Annotated in this window: 17 protein-coding genes and 1 tRNA gene; 10 read left to right on the top strand and 8 right to left on the bottom strand. The window is 67.6% G+C overall.

The window, feature by feature from the left end; translation table 11 throughout:
- Nucleotides 1–127 precede the first annotated feature (127 nt).
- The 5 genes from folE to ACZZZD_RS12080 all read left to right on the top strand — a co-directional run bounded on the left by folE (nucleotide 128) and on the right by ACZZZD_RS12080 (nucleotide 7,202).
- Nucleotides 128–712, top strand: coding sequence for a GTP cyclohydrolase I FolE (folE, locus tag ACZZZD_RS12100; protein WP_463435335.1), 585 nt, complete (start codon nucleotides 128–130; stop codon nucleotides 710–712).
- A 64-nt stretch (nucleotides 713–776) separates the two neighbouring features.
- A complete protein-coding gene (locus ACZZZD_RS12095) occupies nucleotides 777–1,934 on the top strand; it encodes an acyltransferase family protein (protein WP_463435333.1) in 1,158 nt (385 codons plus the stop codon).
- 138 nt (nucleotides 1,935–2,072) lie between these two features.
- Complete coding sequence (locus ACZZZD_RS12090) at nucleotides 2,073–3,746, top strand: MFS transporter (protein WP_463435331.1); 1,674 nt, start codon at nucleotides 2,073–2,075, stop codon at nucleotides 3,744–3,746.
- A gap of 91 nt (nucleotides 3,747–3,837) precedes the next feature.
- Nucleotides 3,838–4,647: an SLC5/6 family protein gene (locus ACZZZD_RS12085; RefSeq protein WP_463435329.1), complete on the top strand. Its 810-nt coding sequence runs from the start codon at nucleotides 3,838–3,840 to the stop codon at nucleotides 4,645–4,647.
- Nucleotides 4,644–7,202 (top strand): hybrid sensor histidine kinase/response regulator, encoded by a 2,559-nt coding sequence (locus tag ACZZZD_RS12080; protein ID WP_463435327.1) that lies wholly within the window; start codon nucleotides 4,644–4,646, stop codon nucleotides 7,200–7,202. Before ACZZZD_RS12085 ends, ACZZZD_RS12080 begins: the two co-directional genes overlap by 4 nt.
- 11 nt (nucleotides 7,203–7,213) lie before the next feature.
- On the opposite strand, the gene ACZZZD_RS12075 is transcribed toward ACZZZD_RS12080, so the two are convergent.
- Nucleotides 7,214–7,825 (bottom strand): response regulator transcription factor, encoded by a 612-nt coding sequence (locus ACZZZD_RS12075; RefSeq protein WP_463435326.1) that lies wholly within the window; start codon nucleotides 7,823–7,825, stop codon nucleotides 7,214–7,216.
- Between the two features lie 162 nt (nucleotides 7,826–7,987).
- Between ACZZZD_RS12075 and ACZZZD_RS12070 the strand changes: the two genes are divergently transcribed.
- From ACZZZD_RS12070 to ACZZZD_RS12055, 4 genes are all read left to right on the top strand, one after another.
- Nucleotides 7,988–9,334 carry a DcaP family trimeric outer membrane transporter gene (locus ACZZZD_RS12070; protein WP_463435324.1) on the top strand — a complete coding sequence of 449 codons (1,347 nt, stop codon included), beginning with the start codon at nucleotides 7,988–7,990 and terminating at the stop codon, nucleotides 9,332–9,334.
- A gap of 20 nt (nucleotides 9,335–9,354) precedes the next feature.
- On the top strand, nucleotides 9,355–11,295 hold the full coding sequence (gene acs, locus ACZZZD_RS12065) for an acetate--CoA ligase (RefSeq protein WP_463435322.1): 1,941 nt from the start codon (nucleotides 9,355–9,357) through the stop codon (nucleotides 11,293–11,295).
- Nucleotides 11,296–11,378: 83 nt separating this feature from the next.
- The gene (locus ACZZZD_RS12060; RefSeq protein WP_463435320.1) at nucleotides 11,379–12,374 is read left to right on the top strand and encodes a bile acid:sodium symporter family protein; all 996 of its coding nucleotides are present in this window, start codon (nucleotides 11,379–11,381) and stop codon (nucleotides 12,372–12,374) included.
- 22 nt (nucleotides 12,375–12,396) lie between these two features.
- Nucleotides 12,397–12,470: transfer RNA gene (locus ACZZZD_RS12055), tRNA-Gly, on the top strand.
- Between the two features lie 59 nt (nucleotides 12,471–12,529).
- Here ACZZZD_RS12055 and ACZZZD_RS12050 read toward each other — a convergent pair.
- The 5 genes from ACZZZD_RS12050 to ACZZZD_RS12030 form a co-directional block, all read right to left on the bottom strand.
- Complete coding sequence (locus ACZZZD_RS12050; RefSeq protein WP_463435318.1) at nucleotides 12,530–13,492, bottom strand: TraB/GumN family protein; 963 nt, start codon at nucleotides 13,490–13,492, stop codon at nucleotides 12,530–12,532.
- A gap of 41 nt (nucleotides 13,493–13,533) precedes the next feature.
- Nucleotides 13,534–14,184, bottom strand: coding sequence for a hypothetical protein (locus tag ACZZZD_RS12045; RefSeq protein ID WP_463435317.1), 651 nt, complete (start codon nucleotides 14,182–14,184; stop codon nucleotides 13,534–13,536).
- Nucleotides 14,181–14,387, bottom strand: coding sequence for a helix-turn-helix transcriptional regulator (locus ACZZZD_RS12040; protein WP_135194562.1), 207 nt, complete (start codon nucleotides 14,385–14,387; stop codon nucleotides 14,181–14,183). The genes ACZZZD_RS12045 and ACZZZD_RS12040 overlap by 4 nt, the downstream gene beginning before the upstream one ends.
- 3 nt (nucleotides 14,388–14,390) lie before the next feature.
- On the bottom strand, nucleotides 14,391–14,849 hold the full coding sequence (locus tag ACZZZD_RS12035) for a hypothetical protein (protein ID WP_463435315.1): 459 nt from the start codon (nucleotides 14,847–14,849) through the stop codon (nucleotides 14,391–14,393).
- An 85-nt stretch (nucleotides 14,850–14,934) separates the two neighbouring features.
- Nucleotides 14,935–16,152 carry a DNA recombination protein RmuC gene (locus tag ACZZZD_RS12030; RefSeq protein WP_463435313.1) on the bottom strand — a complete coding sequence of 406 codons (1,218 nt, stop codon included), beginning with the start codon at nucleotides 16,150–16,152 and terminating at the stop codon, nucleotides 14,935–14,937.
- Nucleotides 16,153–16,266: 114 nt separating this feature from the next.
- Here ACZZZD_RS12030 and ACZZZD_RS12025 point away from each other — a divergent pair, with 114 nt between their 5' ends.
- Entirely contained in the window at nucleotides 16,267–16,623 is a 357-nt protein-coding gene (locus ACZZZD_RS12025; RefSeq protein ID WP_463435311.1) for a hypothetical protein, read from the top strand.
- A gap of 6 nt (nucleotides 16,624–16,629) precedes the next feature.
- On the opposite strand, the gene recR is transcribed toward ACZZZD_RS12025, so the two are convergent.
- Nucleotides 16,630–17,232: a recombination mediator RecR gene (gene recR / locus ACZZZD_RS12020; RefSeq protein ID WP_463435310.1), complete on the bottom strand. Its 603-nt coding sequence runs from the start codon at nucleotides 17,230–17,232 to the stop codon at nucleotides 16,630–16,632.
- Nucleotides 17,232–17,561: a YbaB/EbfC family nucleoid-associated protein gene (locus ACZZZD_RS12015; protein ID WP_463435308.1), complete on the bottom strand. Its 330-nt coding sequence runs from the start codon at nucleotides 17,559–17,561 to the stop codon at nucleotides 17,232–17,234. Before ACZZZD_RS12015 ends, recR begins: the two co-directional genes overlap by 1 nt.
- Nucleotides 17,562–17,710 lie beyond the last annotated feature (149 nt).

Here is a 17,710-nt window from a genome sequence, read left to right as displayed (position 1 = left end):
TCTGGATTTGAGACGAAGTGCACCATTCAGACGGTGTTTTTCGGGGCCGAGGTCTGAAAACGGCCGCGCTTCGTAAAGGGCGGCCCAGGCCCTCCCATTCCCGTAATCGCCCCGCTATGTAGGCCCCATGACCGACGCTCTTCCCCCCAAAGTCACCCAGGCCGACGCCGAAGCCGCCGTCCGCACCCTGATCGAATGGGCGGGCGACAATCCCGACCGCGAAGGCCTGCTGGAGACCCCGGCCCGCGTCGCCCGCAGCTATCGTGAGCTGTTCGAGGGCTATGAGGTCGACCCCCTCTCCTATCTGGAGAAGACGTTCGAGGAGACGGGCGGCTACGACCAGCTGGTCGTGCTGAAGGACATCCGCTTCGTCAGCTTCTGCGAACACCACATGCTGCCGGTCGTGGGCAAGGCGCATGTCGCCTATCTGCCGACCGACCGCGTCGTCGGCATTTCCAAACTGGCCCGCGTCGTGCGCGGCTTCGCGCGTCGCCTGCAGATCCAGGAAAAGATGACCTCCGAGATCGCCGAGGCCATCCAGACCGTCCTGCGCCCCCACGGCGTCGGCGTCGTCATCGAGGCCGAACACAGCTGCATGACCCTTCGCGGCGTCAATGCGCCGGGCGCCAGCCTGTCGACCAGCCACCTGATCGGCGTCGTCCGCGACGATCCCCGCACCCGCGAGGAGTTCCTGCGCCTGGTCCGGGGTTAGGATTTCTCCAACCGCGCGAACTGGCGCATCTCTTGCGGCGAGACGGCGGAAGGAGGCTCTAACGATGCCCTGGTCCGTAATTTCGACCCGCAATGAGACAGTTCAGATCGCGCGCGGCGGCTGGCTGGACGCTCTGCGTTTCATCGTGGCCTTCCTGATCATCTTGCATCACTTCCAGGCCGCAGGGCCGGCGCCCCTGGCGCACGTGATCAATCCGATCTTCGAGCGCGGCGGCTTCCTGCTGACCAACTTCTTCCTGATCGACAGCGGCTATGTGCTGATGCGCGTTTATGGCGCGGCGGTGGACAAGGGCCGGATGTCGCCGGGCGACTTCTTCCTCAAGCGTTTCCTGCGTGTCGTACCCGCCCACCTGATCATGGGTCTGTCCCTGGTCGGGTTCGTGCTGCTGGCCAGCGCCGCCGGCGTCCCGCCCCGCAATCCCGAATGGTTCGCCTGGGACCAGTTGCCGGCCCAACTGCTGCTGCTACAGTCTTACGGCGTTCACGGTGGCCTGGGCTGGAACGCCCCGACCTGGTCGATCTCGGCCCTGATCGGCTGCTATCTGGCCTTCCCCTGGATCATTCGCGGCCTGATGCGCCTGGGTCCGTGGTCGGCGCTCGCCGTGGGCGTCGGCGTCTATCTGGTCGCCAACCAGTTCTGCTGGCACGTCCTGGGCTATCCCGTCTATCAGATGCCGATGCGCTACGGCATCGTGCGCGCCCTGCCGCTGTTCTTCCTGGGGATGTGCCTGGCCTGGTTCGCCCAGAAGGTCTGGATCGCGCCGCGTCTGGCCGGCTGGGCCGGCGTCTTGGCCGCCGTCGGCTTCTTCGCGCTGGAGCTTCACGACAAGCACGCCCTGGCCGCACTGGCCCTGATCTCCATCATCATCCTGGCCGCCGGCGCCGTGCCGGTGAAGAAGCCCTCCAAACTGGTCGAGACGGCCGCCATGGTCTCCTTCTCGATGTTCATCTCCAACGAGGTGATCCGCATCGTCTGGTTCGGCGTGGTCAACGCCGTGGAGGCCCGCGTCTCCCTGCCCGTCGCCGCACAATGGGGTCTTTGGGGCCTGGGTGTCGCGGCGGCCGTCGCCTTCGCCTTCGCCTTCCACTTCCTGATCGACAATCCGATCCAGACCCGCATCCGCGGCTGGCTGAAGCGTCGCAGCGCCCGTCGCGGCCAGGTTCAACCCAAACTGGGACCGGTCATCTCCATCGACGGCTGATCGACCGGCCTTTGCCTATCGGCGATCCTCGACCAAAGTCGCTCTCTCCAGCCGCCTCCCTCTCGGTCAATGTCGGCGTCCACGTATCCGCAGGGATGCGCATAACGGCCGATAACGGCGACTTGGGAGGAAATGGATATGGCGAGCGACGCTCCAATTGCGTCTGGGGAGGGGGAGCACACCGTCGATCGCAGCGATCGTCTGGTCATCCTCGCCTCATCGGTCGGCACCGTCATTGAGTGGTACGACTTCTATCTTTACGGCTCGCTGGCGGCGATCATCACCGTCCAGTTCTTCTCGGGCGTCAACGAAACCACAGGCTACATCTTCGCCCTGATGGCCTTCGCGGCCGGGTTCGCGGTGCGGCCCTTCGGCGCCATCGTCTTCGGGCGGCTGGGCGACCTTTGGGGACGCAAGAACACCTTCCTCGTCACCATGCTGTTGATGGGTCTGTCGACCTTCGTCGTCGGCCTGTTGCCGCCCTATGCGGTCATCGGCATCGCGGCGCCGATCATCCTGGTGCTGATGCGGCTGATCCAGGGTCTGGCCTTGGGCGGTGAATACGGTGGCGCCGCCACCTACGTCGCCGAGCACGCCCCGCAGGGCAAGCGCGGCTTCTACACCTCCTTCATCCAGATCACGGCCACCGCCGGCCTGGTGCTCAGCCTTGTGGTCATCCTCGGTGTCCGGCTTGCGGTCGGTGAGGAAGCCTTCGCTGACTGGGGCTGGCGCGTTCCGTTCCTGGTCTCGATCCTGCTGCTGGGCGTGTCCCTGTGGATCCGCCTGAAGCTTGCCGAGAGCCCATCATTCAAGAAGATGAAGGCCGAAGGCAAGGGCTCCAAGACCCCGCTGAAGGACAGCTTCGGCAAATGGCCGAACCTGAAGATCGTGCTGATCGCCCTGCTGGGCCTCACCGCCGGTCAGGCCGTCATTTGGTACACGGGCCAGTTCTACGCCCTGTTCTTCCTCGAACGGGTCATGAAGGTCGACGCCACGCTGGTCTATGTCCTCTTGACCATCGCGCTTCTGGCCGCCTCGCCCTTCTTCATCTTCTGGGGCTGGCTGTCGGACAAGGTCGGCAGAAAGCCGATCATCCTGGCCGGCTGCCTGATCGCGGCCCTGACCTATTTCCCGCTGTTCAACGCCCTGACCCAGGCCGCCAACCCGCGCCTGGCCGCCGCCGCCGCCTCGGCGCCGGTCGTGGTCTATGCCGATCCGGCGGACTGCAACGTCCAGTTCGATCCGGTGGGCAAGACGGTGTTCAACCACTCCTGCGACGTGGCCAAGTCTTACCTGGCCAAGGCGGGCGTGACCTACACCAATGTCGCAGCGCCCGCCGGGACGGTCGCCGAGGTCCGCATCGGCGATCAGGCCGTGGTCCCCAGCTTCAAGGGCGACGCCATGACCACCGCAGACTTCGCCGCCCAGAAGAAGACCTGGGACGCCGGACTGGGCGAGGCCCTGACCGCCGCCGGCTATCCGGCCAAGGCGGATAGCGCCTTGGTCAACAAGCCGATGGTGGTGCTGATCCTGTTCATCCTCGGCTTCTACGTGACCATGGTCTACGGACCGATCGCGGCGGCCCTGGTCGAGATGTTCCCGACCAACATCCGCTACACCTCAATGTCCCTGCCCTATCATATCGGCAACGGCTGGTTCGGCGGCTTCCTGCCGACCACCGCCTTCGCCATCGTGGCGGCGACCGGCAACATCTACTCCGGTCTCTGGTATCCGATCATCGTCGCCCTTGCGACGGTCGTGCTGGGCTTCCTTCTGGTCAAGGAAGGCAAGGACGTCGATCTGAACGCCTGATCCTGCTTTCAGGCGCAACGGTGAGGCGGGTCGTCGCGAGACGGCCCGCCTTTCGCTTGTGAAACAGCCCATGCCCGGTTCAGATGCCCCCATGTTCAGCTTGACGATCCTCGGCCTGGTCGCCGCCTATATGGCGGTGCTGTTCGCCGTCGCCTGGTATCAGGAACGGCCGGCGACGCGGGCGCGCGGCAAGGGGTTGGGGCCGTCTGTCTACGCCCTGTCGCTAGCCATCTACTGCACCTCCTGGACCTATTACGGCGCGGTCGGCACGGCGGCGCGGGACGGGTGGGAGTATCTGCCGATCTACATCGGGCCGGTGATCGGCCTGACGCTTCTGTTTCCGCTGTGGCGCCGTATCGCCGCCGCCGCCCGGCGCGAGAACGTCGGCTCCATGGCCGACTTCGTGGCCTCGCGTTACGGCAAGAGCCAGACCTTGGGCGCGGCGGTCACGGTCGTCGCCATCCTGGGGTCGCTGCCATATATCGCGCTTCAGCTGAAGTCGCTGTCGATGGCCGGCGCCCTGCTGACCGCGGGTACGCCGGTGGCGGGGTCCGAGCGGCTGACGGTGCTGGTGCTGGCCGGGGTGCTGGCCTTCTTCGCCATCCTGTTTGGGGCACGCCGCCCCGACCTGACCGAACACAACCGCGGCCTGATCCAGGCCATCGGCCTGGAGTCGATGGTCAAGCTGGGCGCCCTCTTGTTCGTCGCCGTCTTCGCCCTGGTCCTGCTGGTCAACGAAGGCTCGCCCCCCGCATTATCGAAGGCCTGGGCGCCCTGGCCGCGCCCCCTGAAGTTACGCCGCGCTTCACCGCCATCACCCTGCTCTCGACCCTGGCCATCTTCTGCCTGCCGCGTCAGTTCCACGTCGCCTTCGTCGAGGGCGCCCAGCCGTCGGACGTGAAGCGGGCGCGCTGGATCTTTCCCCTGTATCTGCTGCTCACCAGTCTGGCGGTCCTGCCGCTGGTGGCGGCGGGCGCCCTGTTCGCGCCGGCGGTGAACTCCGACCTGCTGGTGCTGGCCCTGCCGTTCCAGCGCGGCGAATCCCTGCTGACCGCCGTCGTCTTCGTCGGCGGCTTCTCGGCCGCGACCGCCATGGTCATCGTCGAGGCCGTGGCCCTGTCGGCGATGGTGTCCAACAGTCTGATCCTGCCCTTCCTGGCGCGGGATCGCTGGCGGGTGCGGGGCGACGCCTCGGACATGGCGGGGACCATCCTTCAGGTGCGGCGCGGAGCCATCGTCGCCGTCCTGCTGCTGGCCTGGCTCTATTATCAGGCGACGGATCAGTCGCGCGGCCTGGCCGCCATGGGCCTGGTGTCCTTCGCCGCCATGGCCCAACTGGCGCCTTCTCTGTTCGGCGCGGTGCTGTGGCGCGGCGGCCATGCGCAAGGCGCCTTGGCGGGGATGGCGGTCGGGATGGCGGTGTGGATCGTCATGCTGGCCCTGCCCCAGCTGTCACCCGGCGCCGCATGGCACCTGCACGTCATGCTGGGGATCCAGGACCCGCTGGCCCTGGGCGTCTTCGTCAGCCTGGCGCTGAACCTGACGGCCTATATCGGGGTGTCGCGCTTTGCTCAGCCCCGGCTGATCGACCGCGTCCAGGCCCGCGCCTTCGTGGATCGACTGGGACCGGACTGGATGGAGACCAAGCCTTCGCCGTCAGGCGCCTCGGTCGGCGACCTGCGAGCCCTGGTCGCCCGCTTCATCGGCGACGAGCGGGCCGAGCGCGCCTTCTCCGCCTGGGGCCGCGAGACCGACACCCGGCTGCGCGACGCCGATCCGGCCGATGCGGCCCTGGCCCGCGCGGCCGAGCGGATGCTGGCCGGCGCCATCGGCGCGGCCTCGGCTCGCCGGGTCATCGCGGCGGCCCTGGCCGGCGTCGGCCGTGCGCCCGAGGACGTGGTGCGGATGCTGGACGAGGCGTCCCAGGCCGTCCAGTTCAACCGCGACCTGCTCCAGACCACGCTGGACAACATCGACCAGGGCGTGATCGTGGTGGACGAGGATCTGCGCGTCACCGCCTGGAACCGGCGCTATGTCTCCATGTTCGAACTGCCCGTCGGCTTCGTCCACGTCGGCCTGCCCATCGCCAACATCTATCGCCTGAACGCCGAGCGCGGCGAGAGCCCCGACGACATCGAGGCCTGGGTCGAACGCCGGCTGGAGGCGCTGAGCCGCCGCATCCCCCACGACCACGAACGTCAGCAGCCAGACGGTCGGGTGCTGCGGTCGTCAGGCGCGCCCATTCCCGGCGGGGGATACGCCACCAGCTACACCGACATCACCGCCCTGCGCCGCGCCGCGCGCGAGCTGGAAGAGGCCAACGAACGGCTGGAGGCCCGCGTCGCCGACCGCACCGCCCGGCTGGACGAGGCCCGGCGCGTGGCTGAAGACGCCACGGCGTCCAAGACCCGGTTCCTGGCCGCCGCCAGCCACGACCTGCTGCAACCGCTTCACGCCGCCCGCCTGTTCATCGCCGCGCTGAAGGAGGAGCCTGCGCTGGCGGAGCCGACCAGCCACACCTTGGCCGTCAACGCCGACCGCGCCATCGACAGCGCCCACCGCCTGCTGACCGCCCTGCTGAACCTGTCCAAGCTGGAGGCCGGCGGGGTGCGGACCAATGTGACCCGGCTGTCGCTGGGCGGCTTGTTCGACGAGTTGCGCCGCGAGTTCGCCCCCGTCGCCGAGGCCAAGGGCCTGCGCCTGACCATCATGCCCAGCCGCCTGTGGGCGGCGTCCGACCGCGACCTGCTGCGCTCCATGCTGCAAAACCTGGTGGCCAACGCCATCCGCTATACGGATTCCGGCCGGGTGCTGGTCGGGGCGCGTCGGCAGGGCGAGACGGTGCAGTTGTTCGTCTGCGACACCGGGCGCGGCATCCCCGATTCCGATCACGAGACCGTCTTCGGCGAGTTTGTGCGCCTGCCGGGCGCGGTGGACGAGCCGGGCGCGGGCCTGGGGCTGGCCATCGTGCGCCGCCTGTCCAGCCTGCTGGACCATCCGCTGGAGCTGAGCTCGCGCATCGGACGCGGCACGATCTTCCGCATCACCGTGCCGCGCAGCCCCGCCGACGCGATCCCCGAGGTCGCGCCGGTGCGTGAGGCACGCCTGCCGCTGGCGGGCCTGCGGGTGCTGTGCGTGGACAACGAGCCGGTGATCCTGGACGCGCTGAACGCCCTGCTGACACGCTGGGGCGCGCGACCGACGCTGGTGTCCAGCGTCGCGGCGGCCAAGGCGGCTCAGGGTCCGTTCGACGCCGCCGTGGTCGATCTGCATCTGGGCGACGGGCCGGAAGGGTTCGCCGTCATCGACTGGCTGAGGCCTCACGGCGTGCGACGCATCGCCTTGGTCACCGCCGACACCCGCGACGGTCTGAACGAACAGGCGACGGCGGCCGGGGCGGTTCTGCTGCCCAAGCCGATCAAGCCGGCGGCGCTGAAGGCCTTCCTGTCGAGCTAGGATTTGGCGAGCTAGCTGGGATCCAGCGACTTGGCCAGGATCACCGCCTGGGTCCGGTTGTGAACCCCCAGCTTGCGGAACACGCTGGTCAGATGCGCCTTGATCGTGGCCTCCGATACGCCCAGGTCGAAAGCGATCTGTTTGTTCAGCCGCCCGGCCTTCAGCCCCTCCAGGATCCGCAGTTGCGACGGCGTCAGGCTGGCGACGCGGCCGGCCGGATCGTCGTCGTCCGCCTCCGGCACATCCGGCGCCCAGCTGTCGCCGGCCAGGATGGCGGCGATGGCTTCGACCATCTGGGGCAGGGACGAGGACTTGGGAATGAAGCCGGCGGCGCCCAGGCCCAGGGCGTGGCGCACCACGGGCGCATCCTCGCTGGCCGACACCACCGCGACCGGCACGGTCGGCTGTTCGGCCCGCACGGCGGCGAGCCCGGCCATGCCCTCGCTGTCCGACAGTTTCAGGTCCAGCAGCAGCAGATCGACCGGCCCGGCGACCATCGCCGCCTTGGCCTCGGCCAAACTGGCGCATTCCACCACCGTCGCCCCCGGCGCCGCCTTGTCGACGGCCGAGCGCAGGGCGGCGCGAAACAGGGGATGGTCGTCGGCGACGACGATGCGATCCATAGGCGTCCTTCCGTGCGCGGCGTCTGATCGGCCGCGTCGTCGCCATCATGGCGCGGTTCGACTTTGGTCGAAATTAGACCAATGGCCAATGGCTCCCCGAGGCCAGAGGCGGAAAGGTTTTCGAAGGGACGCCCGCGTTAGATGGGCGCGGGAGGATTCATCATGATCAAGACAAGCCTAATGGCGGGAGCCGCCGCCGTTGCGTTGATGGCGTCGCCCGGCATCGCCTCGGCGCAGGACCAGGCCGCACTGGAAGCGCGCATCGCCCAGCTCGAAGCCCAGTTGAACGCCCTGAAATCCGAGGTCGTCGCCTCGCGCACCCAGCAGGCCGCGCAACAGCAGGACATCATCCGCCTGGAGACCCGCCCGGCCGCGCCGGTGCAGCAGGCCGCCGCACCGGCCGCGCCCAGCGACGGCTTCCGCATCGGCGATCACACGGTCAAGTTCGGCGGCTTCGTCAAGGTCGACGCCTACGCCACGCGCTATTCCGGTGGCGATCCCGCGAACGGCGACGCCCTGCGTGAATTCCACATTCCCGGCTCCATCCCCATCGGCGGCGCCGACGAGGATACGGCGACCGACTTCAACGCCCGTCAGACCCGTTTCTGGTTGACGACCGACGGCATGGTCGGCGGCCACAAGATCGGCACCCGCATGGAGATGGACTTCCAGACCCTGCCCGGCGCCGGTGATCAGCGGACCACCAGTCCCGCCAACCCTGCCCTGCGTCGCGCCTTCATCACCATCGACAACTGGCTGATCGGCCAGGAGTGGACCAACTTCCAGAACACCGCCGTCCTGCCTGAATCCGCCGATTTCATCGGCGCGGCGGAAGGAACGGTCTTCGCCCGTCAGGTCCAGGTCCGCTATACGCGCGGTCCCTTCTCGGTCTCGGTCGAGAACCCCGAGACGACCGTGACCCCGTTCGGCGGCGGCGCGCGCATCGTCGCCGACGACAACAGCCTGCCGGACTTCACCGCCCGCTACGCCGTGTCTCAGCCGTGGGGCGACTTCCAGTTCGCCGGCCTGCTGCGCCAGCTGAAATACGAGAATCCGGCGACCAACATCGATTCCACCGCGACCGGCTGGGGCCTGTCGGCCTCGACCAAGATCAAGGTCGGGTCAAAGGACGACATCCGCCTGATGCTGACCGGGGGCGAGGGCATCGGCCGATATGTCGGCCTGAACTTCTCCAACGACGCCGTGCTGGACGCCTCGGGCGAACTGGACTCCATTGGCGTGGTCGCCGGCTTCGCCGCCTACCGCCACGTCTGGGCGCCCGGCTGGCGCTCCAGCCTGATCTGGTCGGCGCAGAAGGTGGACAACGACACCGGCTTCACTGGCCTGGCGGTCAACCGTTCGGCGCAAAGCGTGCATGCGAATTTGATCTGGTCGCCGGTTACGGCGTTTGATGTCGGGGCCGAGCTGATGTTCGCAGACCGCGAGATCGAGACCGGCGCCAGCGGCGACATGACCCGTCTGATCCTGTTCGCCAAATACGGATTCTGATTTCCCCGGAGACGTCTCGCGTGCCTGATCTCGACCTCTATCCCGTCCCTGCCGACTGGGCCGACAAGGCCCATATGAACCGGGAGGCCTATGAGGCGGCGCGGATCGCGGCGCGCGAGACGCCCGACGTCTTCTGGGCAGAACAGGCCAAGCGTCTGGACTGGATCACCCCCCCGACCCGGATCAAGGACGTCTCGTTCAAGAAGGAAGACTTCCGCATCCGCTGGTTCGAGGACGGCGTGCTGAACGTCTCGGCGAACTGCATCGACCGCCACCTGCCTCATCGCAAGGACGAGACGGCGATCATCTGGGAAGGCGACGATCCCGCCGACAGCCGCCACATCAGCTTCGGCGAACTGCACGCCGAAGTGTGCCGCATGGCCAATGTGCTGAAGGCGCACGGGGCCAAGAAGGGCGACCGGATCACCCTTTATCTGCCCATGATCCCCGAGGCCGCCTACGCCATGCTGGCCTGCGCGCGCATCGGCGCTGTCCATTCGGTGGTGTTCGGCGGCTTCTCGCCCGACAGCCTGAGCGGCCGGATCGAGGACTGCGGCTCGAATCTGGTCATCACGGCCGACGAGGGTCTGCGCGGCGGGAAACATGTTCCGCTGAAGGCCAATGTCGACGAAGCCCTGACGAAGGTGAAGGTCGACACCGTCCTGGTCGTGCGCCGCACCGGCCGCGACGTGCCGATGATCGAGGGTCGCGATTTCGACTACGGCCTGGAAGCCGCCAAGGTCAGCGCCGACTGCCCGCCCGAGCCGATGAACGCCGAGGATCCGCTGTTCATCCTCTACACCTCGGGTTCGACCGGAAAGCCAAAGGGCGTGCTGCACACCATGGGCGGCTATCTGTTCTGGGCCGCCTGGACGCACGAGATCGTCTTCGACTATCGCCCCGGCGAGGTCTTCTGGTGCACCGCCGACGTGGGCTGGGTCACGGGCCACTCCTATATGGTCTATGGGCCGCTCGCGAATGCGGCGACGACCCTGATGTTCGAGGGGGTGCCCAACTATCCCGACGCCGGCCGGTTCTGGCAGGTGGTGGACAAGCACAAGGTCGAGATCTTCTACACCGCCCCCACGGCGCTGCGCGCCCTGATGCGCGAAGGCGACGCGCCGGTGAAGGCGTCCTCGCGCGCCTCGCTGCGCCTGCTCGGCACAGTCGGCGAGCCGATCAATCCCGAGGCCTGGCGCTGGTATCACGAGGTGGTTGGCGACGGCCGCTGCCCCATCGTGGACACCTGGTGGCAGACCGAGACGGGCGGCCATCTGATCACCCCCCTGCCCGGCGCCACGGACCTGAAGCCGGGATCGGCCACCCTGCCCCTGCCCGGCGTCGAGCTGGAGATCGTGGACGCCGAGGGCCAGCCGCTGGAGGGCGCGGCGTCCGGCAATCTGTGCATCACCGACAGCTGGCCGGGCCAGATGCGCACCGTCTATGGCGACGACCAGCGGTTCTTCGACACCTATTTCTCGACCTATCCGGGCCGCTATTTCACCGGCGACGGCTGCCGTCGCGATGAGGACGGCTATTACTGGATCACCGGCCGGGTGGACGACGTCATCAATGTGTCCGGCCACCGGATGGGCACGGCGGAGGTCGAGAGCGCCCTTGTGCTGCACGACGATGTCGCAGAGGCGGCGGTCGTCGGCTATCCGCACGACATCAAGGGCCAGGGCATCTACGCCTATGTCACCCTGAACAACGGGGTCGAGCCGACCGAGGACCTGCGCAAGGCCCTGGTCGCCCACGTCCGCCACGAGATCGGCCCTATCGCCGCGCCCGACGTGATCCAGTGGGCGCCGGGCCTGCCCAAGACCCGCTCGGGCAAGATCATGCGACGCATCCTGCGCAAGATCGCCGAGAACGAGATCGGGTCGCTGGGCGACACCTCGACCCTGGCCGATCCGACGGTGGTGGACGACCTGGTCAAGAACCGCGCCGGGGCGGAATAGACAGGGCGGAATAGGGGCGCGGGGTTCAATGCGGGGGCGGACGCGCCTATCTGTGCGTCAGCCTGCCGCAGCCTGAGCCGTCCATGCCCCGTTTCCTGTCCCGCCTGCCCATCGACGGCTATCTACTGGCCCTGATCGGGATGGTGATACTGGCGGCGCTGCTGCCCGCCAGCGGACAGGCCGCCGTGGTCATGGACTGGGTGGTCAAGGCGGCCATCGCCCTGCTGTTCTTCCTGTATGGCGCGCGCATGTCGCCGGCGGCCATCGGCGCGGGTCTGCTGCACTGGCGGCTGCAAGGCACGGTCTTCCTCTCGACCTTCGTGCTGTTTCCCCTGCTGGGTCTGGGCCTGGTCTTTCTGATGCGTGGATCGCTTCAGCCCGACCTGCTGACGGGGATGCTGTATCTGTGCCTGCTGCCGTCCACGGTGCAGTCGTCGATCGCCTTCACCTCCATCGCCGGCGGCAATGTCGCGGGCGCCCTGACCAGCGCCAGCCTGTCGAATCTGTTGGGCGTGATCGTGACGCCGCTGCTGGTCGCCCTGATGATCGGGGGAGCGGGCGGCGGCATCCACCTGCAGTCCATCCTCGACATCGGCCTGCAGATCCTGGTCCCATTCGCCGTGGGCCAGCTATGCCGCCCCTTGCTGAAAGACTGGCTGACCCGTCACGCCAAACTGACCGGCTTGGTGGACCGCGGGTCCATCCTGCTGATCGTCTACGCCGCCTTCAGCGAAGGCGTCGTCGCCGGCGTCTGGTCTCAGGTGGCCCCTATGGACCTGGTCAAGGTCATCGGCCTGAACATCGTGCTGCTGGCCGTGGTGCTGGGCCTGACCCTGATCGCCGGACGAGCGCTGAAGTTCGACCGCCCCGACCGGATCGTCATCCTGTTTTGCGGCTCCAAGAAGAGCATGGCCACCGGCATCCCCATGGCCGGCATCCTGTTCGCCGGTCACGCTGTTCCGCTGATCGTCCTGCCGATCATGCTGTTCCACCAAATCCAGTTGTTCGCCTGCACCATCATCGCCCAGCGTTATGCGCGAGAGAATGACGCGCGCGTCTTGAGCCCCGTCTTACCTTGAGATAGACCGCCCTCAGGCCATCGCGGGCATGATGTAGTGGTAGCCTGGCAGCTTCCCATGCTGCTCGTGCGGGTTCGATTCCCGCTGCCCGCTCCAGCTGACAGACGAAGCGGTTGGCGAAGGCGCGACTATGCCGCCGCGCCTCCTTTTCGTTCTCAGTTCGCCGCTTCGACCGTGAGGCCGCGTTTTTGCAGGATGGCCTGGACGCTCTCGTCGCCGGTCAGGTGTCCGGCGCCCACGGCGATGAAGGTCGTGCCGGAGCCTTCGAGCAGGGTCTGGATCTGATTGGCCCAATCGGTGTTCCGGTCGACCAGCAGGGCCTGATACAGGGCGGGCGACGCGGTCTTCATTTCTTCGACCATGACGCGGTCCAGGGTGGCGACGTCGCCCTTGGCCCAGGCCTCGACCATGGTGTCCAGCATCGTGACGGCGTTCTCGTAATCCTTCAGCGTCTCGCGCAGGAAGGCCATCTGCACGTCGTCGGGCAGGGAGGCGAGGATGCCGATCTGCTTGTCGATGGTCTCGAACCCGTGGATCGGCTTGCCCGCCGCCTCGGCGCGCGCCTTCAGCACCAGCTCGACGCCGGACTTGGGATCATAGCCGGCCTTGACCAGGGGGGCGACCGACAGGCTGAGCGCCGCCAGCCAGGGCCGCAGGGGTTGAAGCTGCGCGGCCGTCGATCCCATGGCCTGGGCTGCAGCCTCCAGTTCGGCGTTCTCCTCGGGCGTAAGGCGGCTGGACAGAGGCGTCTCCGGCGACAGGCCGTGCTGCTGGATCAGCGGCATGAGAGCGGCCTGGTCGTCGGGATTGCTGATCTCGAACCAGATGTCCGAGGCGCTGTCGAAGGCGGCCTCGACACGGGGACTGGCCCAGCCGGTCGTAGGGCGCAGAACGTGAACCGAGCCGAACAGATACAGGGTCGAATCCGCATCCTTGATCACCCACAGGGCGGGACCTTGGCCCTGGATGGGCCCAGCGACAGCGGGTGACGTCGTCTGGGCCAGGGCGTCGGCCGGGGCTCCGGCGATGGCGACAAACAGGGCCAAGCCGCCGGCGACGCCGATGGCGCCGCGCGCGAGGGTGGAAACGGAGGATCGGAGGCGGGCGGCAAAGGTCATGAGGTCACTCTTGGGTTCAGGAAACAAAAAGGAATGAGGGGTCAGGCCAGACCGCGACGGGCGCTGATCCAGATGGAGACGCCGAGATACAGCGTCATCAGCACGGCGTAGATGTCCCACGCGGTGATCGCCGGGGCGGCGCCCAGGCGTTCGGCCGCGGCCCACAGGAACAGCACAAGCTGGCCGGCGAAGAAGGTGACGGCCGCCGCCTCCATCACGGCGCGACGCAGCAGTTCGTCGGCCTGGCGATAGACGCGCACGTTCATCACCGTGTGCAGCACCACCAGAAGGCCGATGGCGCCGAGGCCGAGCACGGGGCTGACGCCCGTCAGGCTGAACGCGATCGGCAGGGTCAGGATGACGCCGGAGAAGCCCATGACCGCCGCCTGGAACCGGGCGAGACCGGTTTCCTCGGGCGATGCGGCGCCTTCCAGATTGTACATCCGGCCCAGGCGTTTGGCGTCCAGGCTGACGTAAAGCGCCCACAGCGCGCCCAGGACCAGGGCGGCGCCGACCAGCATGGCCAGCATGTCGGACCAGCGTATGGCCTTGTCCATCAGGCCGAACCCGCCCGGCGCGACCTTGGCCAGCCAGCCGCCGACGCCGTATCCGATCACGCCGAACAGGGCGCCGAAGGCGAAGGCCCGGACCCAGCGGGGCCACGAGGTGGGAGAGAGTGAGCGAGACTTCATTTCGTCGGCTCCTGATCGTCGGAAAAGATGGATTCGATGGGCTGGCCGAAGATGCGTGCGATCTTGAAGGCCAGCGGCAGGGAGGGGTCGTAACGGCCGGTCTCCAGCGCGTTCACGGTCTGGCGCGACACGCCCAGGTGTTCGGCCAGTTGCGCCTGGCTCCAGTCACGCTCGGCGCGCAGGACCTTGAGACGATTGTTCATGGCTCAGCCCCGCATCCGCGCTAGCCACCACCAGGCCCAGACGACGGTGTAGCCGATCAGCATGGGGGCGATCATCAAGGCGGCGCCGGCGGACATATAGTCGACGGGAGAGCCGCCCGATCCGACGTGGCGGGCGATGATGTCGCGCCACGGTCCGGCGGAGGACAGGATCAATCCCACGCCGCTGACGCACATGCCGGCCGTGCCGCCCCAATACCAGGCGGCCTTGTGGGCTTCGCGCGCGGCCTCGTCGATCACCCGCATCCATTCGGCGCCGATCCACAGCGCGCCCGCCATGATGGCGGCGGCGCAGATGCCGGTCACGATCAACTCACCGAGTTCAGAGGCGATCCAACCGGAGCTGGAGGCGTAGCCAACCGCAATGCCGCCCAGAAAGGCGAACAGCAGCCCGCCGCCGAACGTGATCACCGTCGCCTTGATTACCGGCCGCCACTTACGCATCAGTCAATACCCCTTGTCCAATTGACAAGTTGCATTGACATCACACCGCGACGCCTGTCAAGCGCCCTTTCCACAGAAAGACGCCCTACTCCGACCTGGACGAGGCGATCAGCTCCGGACGGGCGATGACGCGCGGCGACGTCTCCACCGGCGTCAGATCCGGCAGGGCCTTGCCTTCGTGGTCCACCTGCAGGTCTTCAAAGCGGCGGGCCGAGACCATGACCTGGCTCTCCAGCGAGCCGACGAACTGATTGTACTTGCCCACGGCCTGATCCAGGGCGCGGCCGACGGCCGAGGCGTGGCCGCCCATGACCGATAGCCGTTTGTAGAGTTCGCGCCCCAGGGCCGCGACCTTATCGGCATTGGCCGCCTGTTCTTCCGCCCGCCACCCATAGGCGACGGCCTTGCACAGGGCGAACAGGGTCGAGGGGGTGACGATCACCACGCGCGACGCCATCGCCTGGGTCATCAGGTCCGGCTCGTGGTCCAGGGCGGTGACCAGGAAGGCGTCGCCGGGCACGAACAGGACGACAAAATCCGGGCTGGACTTGAACTGGTCCTGATAGGCCTTGGACGACAGCTGGCGCACGTGGGTCTTCAGGCTGGCGGCGGTGCGCAGACCGACCGAACGGGCGCGCGCCTCTTCGTCGCCGTCGCCCTCGTCGAAGGCCAGGGGCACTTTGGCGTCGATGACGAACATGCCGCCGCCGGGCAGGCGGACGATGAAGTCGGGCCGGTTTTGGCGGCCCTCGTCGTCGGCGCTGGACGTCTGTTCGGTGAAGTCGAACCGGCCGGCCATACCGGCGGCCTCAAGCACGTTTCGGCAAGTCTGTTCGCCCCAGCGGCCGCGCCGGCCGGTGTTGCCGCGCAGGGCCTCGGTCAGCTTGCGCGCCTCGTCCCGCGTCGCCGAGGACGCCGCCATCAACTGGGTCAGTTGTTCGCGCAGACCGCCGGTCTCTTCGGAGCGGGTCTTTTCCAGCGCCGCGACATGTTCCTGAAACTTGTTCAGGGTGTCGGCGACGGGCTTCAACTGGGCTGCCATCCGCTCGCGCGCCAGTTGGTCCTGGGCGCGGAAGGTCTCGGTCGCGCGGCTGACCATCTGGTCCGCCACCACCTGGGCCGACTGGGCCGCCTGGGCCTTGAGCAGTTCGCCCATGGTGACGCGGCTTTCCTCGACCAGATCGATGCGCGCCTCGGCCGCCGCCAGCGCGCCTTGCGTTCTCTGCCAGCCCATGAAGGCCCACAGGAAACCGCCCGCAAAGGCGGCCGCGAGAAGAGCGAGGATGGGCACGAGCATGTTCATGCTCCGTTCCTAGCGGGAGTCGCTGCCGATGAGAAGCGCAGGCCCGCCTCTCAGGAACGTAGCCGTTCCGATGACGTTGGTTTGGCTGAAGATGTCCACGGAGGAGCGACGCCGATGATCCCGCAAGAACCCGAACGCCACGACAAGGCCGCCGACGCCGTCCACGAAGGTCGCCCGGTCGACGCCGAACTGGTGCGCAGCGGACGCAAGGGTCCGCGCATCCTGGTGCTGCTGGTCGTGTCGACGCTGGCGGCGGCGGTGCTGCTGCTTGGGATCTGGATGATCTCCAACGGCGGCTTCAACGCCCAGAACGACGAAACCGGCCCGACCGCAGCGGATACGCGGGATTTTGCGGGTGACAGCCAGACGCCGCCGGCGGCCGATGCGCCGACGGACGCGACCGGCAGGGCCGCGCCGGTTCCGACCGGCGAGGCGCCCAACGTCAACGCGCCGTCGACGCCTTCGAACTGATCGCTGTCAGGCGGGGCGGCGAGCTTTCAGGGCCTGGACGATAGTGCCGTCGTCCAGCCAGTCCAGCTCTCCGCCGACCGGCACGCCGCGCGCCAAGGACGTGACCTCGACTTCGGGGCCGCCGATCCGTTCGGCGACATAGTGGGCGGTGGTCTGGCCGTCCACGGTGGCGGGCAGGGCCAGCACGACCTCGCGCACCCCGCCGCCCCGCACGCGCCCGACTAGTTCTGTGATGCGCAGATGCTCGGGCCCGACGCCGTCCAGGGCGGACAGCAGCCCGCCCAGCACATGGTATTTGCCGCGAAAGGCGCCGGATCGCTCCATGGCCCACAGGGCGCCGGCCTCCTCGACCACGCAGATCAGGCCGTTGTCGCGCGATCCATCCGAACAGATGGCGCAGGGGTCGCGGGTGTCGGGCGTGCCGCACACCGAACAGGACACGACCTTTTCCGCCGTCTCGGCCAGCGACGCCGCCAGCGGCACCAGCAGTTGCTCGCGCCGTTTCAGCAGGGCCAGGGCCGCACGCCGGGCGGAGCGCGGACCCAGGCCCGGCAGTTTGGCGAGAAGGGAGATCAGCCGTTCGATCTCCGGCCCGGCGGAGGCGGCCATCAGAACAGTTTCGGCATTCCCGGAATGTTCATCCCGGCCATCGGCCCGGCGGCTTCGCGCATCAGGGCGTTGTTCTGTTCATCCAGCTTGCGCTTGGCGTCGGCGTGGGCGGCGACGATCAGGTCGGCCAGGATCTCGCCCTCCCCGGGCGACAGAAGGCTGTCGTCGATCTTGATCGCGGTGATTTCGCCCGGTCCGCGCAGGGACACCGAGACGAGGCCGCCGCCCGAGGAGCCCTCGGCGGAGGTTTCGGCCATCTTCGCCTGGGCGTCCTGCAGCTTTTGCTGCATCGCCTGGGCCTGCTGCATCAGTTGTGTCAGGTCTTTCATCCTCCCTAGATAGGGGCAAGCGGCGGCCTGCGACAGGGGTGTTTTTCGTCACAACCGCCGCCGGAGAGATGCAGCATCAGAAACGATGAATTGCGATATTCGCACTTGTGATGGTTGCGGAAGCGATTAAATCAGCACCTGCACTTGTT

The organism is Brevundimonas sp. AC546 (assembly GCF_979258305.1).
This window is presented reverse-complemented; position numbering and strand designations above follow the sequence as displayed.

Excerpts from the sequence above, each read along its gene's own strand:
- folE (WP_463435335.1), top strand. The coding sequence starts at position 128 with ATGACCGACGCTCTTCCCCCCAAAGTCACCCAGGCCGACGCCGAAGCC.
- ACZZZD_RS12095 (WP_463435333.1), top strand. The coding sequence starts at position 777 with ATGCCCTGGTCCGTAATTTCGACCCGCAATGAGACAGTTCAGATCGCG.
- ACZZZD_RS12090 (WP_463435331.1), top strand. The coding sequence starts at position 2,073 with ATGGCGAGCGACGCTCCAATTGCGTCTGGGGAGGGGGAGCACACCGTC.
- ACZZZD_RS12085 (WP_463435329.1), top strand. The coding sequence starts at position 3,838 with ATGTTCAGCTTGACGATCCTCGGCCTGGTCGCCGCCTATATGGCGGTG.
- ACZZZD_RS12075 (WP_463435326.1), bottom strand. The coding sequence starts at position 7,825 with ATGGATCGCATCGTCGTCGCCGACGACCATCCCCTGTTTCGCGCCGCC.
- ACZZZD_RS12070 (WP_463435324.1), top strand. The coding sequence starts at position 7,988 with ATGATCAAGACAAGCCTAATGGCGGGAGCCGCCGCCGTTGCGTTGATG.
- ACZZZD_RS12060 (WP_463435320.1), top strand. The coding sequence starts at position 11,379 with ATGCCCCGTTTCCTGTCCCGCCTGCCCATCGACGGCTATCTACTGGCC.
- ACZZZD_RS12050 (WP_463435318.1), bottom strand. The coding sequence starts at position 13,492 with ATGACCTTTGCCGCCCGCCTCCGATCCTCCGTTTCCACCCTCGCGCGC.
- ACZZZD_RS12045 (WP_463435317.1), bottom strand. The coding sequence starts at position 14,184 with ATGAAGTCTCGCTCACTCTCTCCCACCTCGTGGCCCCGCTGGGTCCGG.
- ACZZZD_RS12040 (WP_135194562.1), bottom strand. The coding sequence starts at position 14,387 with ATGAACAATCGTCTCAAGGTCCTGCGCGCCGAGCGTGACTGGAGCCAG.
- ACZZZD_RS12035 (WP_463435315.1), bottom strand. The coding sequence starts at position 14,849 with ATGCGTAAGTGGCGGCCGGTAATCAAGGCGACGGTGATCACGTTCGGC.
- ACZZZD_RS12030 (WP_463435313.1), bottom strand. The coding sequence starts at position 16,152 with ATGAACATGCTCGTGCCCATCCTCGCTCTTCTCGCGGCCGCCTTTGCG.
- ACZZZD_RS12025 (WP_463435311.1), top strand. The coding sequence starts at position 16,267 with ATGATCCCGCAAGAACCCGAACGCCACGACAAGGCCGCCGACGCCGTC.
- recR (WP_463435310.1), bottom strand. The coding sequence starts at position 17,232 with ATGGCCGCCTCCGCCGGGCCGGAGATCGAACGGCTGATCTCCCTTCTC.
- ACZZZD_RS12015 (WP_463435308.1), bottom strand. The coding sequence starts at position 17,561 with ATGAAAGACCTGACACAACTGATGCAGCAGGCCCAGGCGATGCAGCAA.